Annotated in this window: 1 protein-coding gene; it reads left to right on the top strand. The window is 44.7% G+C overall.

The window, feature by feature from the left end:
- On the top strand, positions 1–1,195 hold a 1,195-nt coding region (locus tag BACCELL_RS25390), incomplete at its 5' end, for a bifunctional fucokinase/fucose-1-phosphate guanylyltransferase (RefSeq protein ID WP_007215050.1).
- Between the last annotated feature and the right edge of the window lie 61 nt (positions 1,196–1,256).

Here is a 1,256-nt window from a genome sequence, read left to right as displayed (position 1 = left end):
TGAAAAAGAGGCTTTCGGATTACTGCGCGAAGGATTACTTTCTGATTTATATGAAAAGAAAAGCAGCCCATATCTGAATGTATACAGCGATCAGATTGTTTGGGGGCGCAGTCCCGTACGTATTGATGTTGCAGGTGGTTGGACGGATACTCCGCCATATTCTCTTTTTGCTGGTGGGAATGTAGTGAATCTGGCGATTGAACTGAATGGACAACCTCCTTTGCAGGTTTATGTGAAACCTTGCAAAGAGTATCGCGTTGTGTTGCGTTCTATTGATATGGGAGCGATGGAAGTAGTGAATACTTTCGAGGAATTGCAGGATTACTGTAAGATAGGTTCTCCTTTCTCTATTCCGAAAGCAGCGTTGACATTGGCTGGTTTTGGTCCGGCGTTTTCAGAAGTGGTTTATCCTTCGTTGGAGAAACAGTTGCAGGCATTCGGCACAGGTATAGAGATTACTTTATTGTCTGCTATTCCTGCAGGCTCGGGCTTGGGAACCAGTTCTATATTAGCTTCTACGGTTTTAGGCTCTTTGAGCGATTTCTGTGGCTTGATGTGGGATAAGAATGAAATATGCCGTCGTACACTTGCTTTGGAACAGTTACTAACAACGGGCGGTGGTTGGCAAGATCAGTATGGCGGAGTGTTACAAGGCATCAAACTGTTGCAAACAGAAACCGGGTTTGTACAGAATCCGTTAATACACTGGTTGCCTGAACATCTCTTTACGCATCCTGAATATCGTGACTGCCACCTATTATATTATACGGGAATTACACGTACTGCTAAAGGTATCCTGGCAGAGATTGTGCGTTCCATGTTCCTAAACTCATCTGCGCATTTGGCTATATTGGAAAATATGAAAGCGCATGCATTGGATATGGCAGAAACCATTCAAAGGAACGACTTTGAAACCTATGGCGCATTGATTGGTAAAACGTGGATGCAGAACCAAGCTCTGGATTGCGGTACTAATCCTCCGGCAGTAGAAGAAATTATCAATAAGATTAAGGACTACACACTGGGATATAAATTGCCGGGTGCAGGTGGGGGAGGTTATTTGTATATGGTGGCGAAAGATCCGCAGGCTGCATTGCGCATCCGTGAGATACTGACGCAGGATGTACCGAACCCTCGCGCACGATTTGTAGAAATGGCGTTGTCGGGAACAGGATTCCAGGTGTCAAGATCTTAATTAAGATCGTTATTCGTGATGGTAAGGACCGCCATTGAGTATATTCATGGCCCGGTATAAC

This window comes from Bacteroides cellulosilyticus DSM 14838 (assembly GCF_000158035.1).
Classification (GTDB): Bacteria; Bacteroidota; Bacteroidia; order Bacteroidales; family Bacteroidaceae; genus Bacteroides; species Bacteroides cellulosilyticus.
The sequence above is the reverse complement of the archived record's forward strand: the minus strand, read 5'-3'. Positions and strand labels throughout refer to the sequence as shown.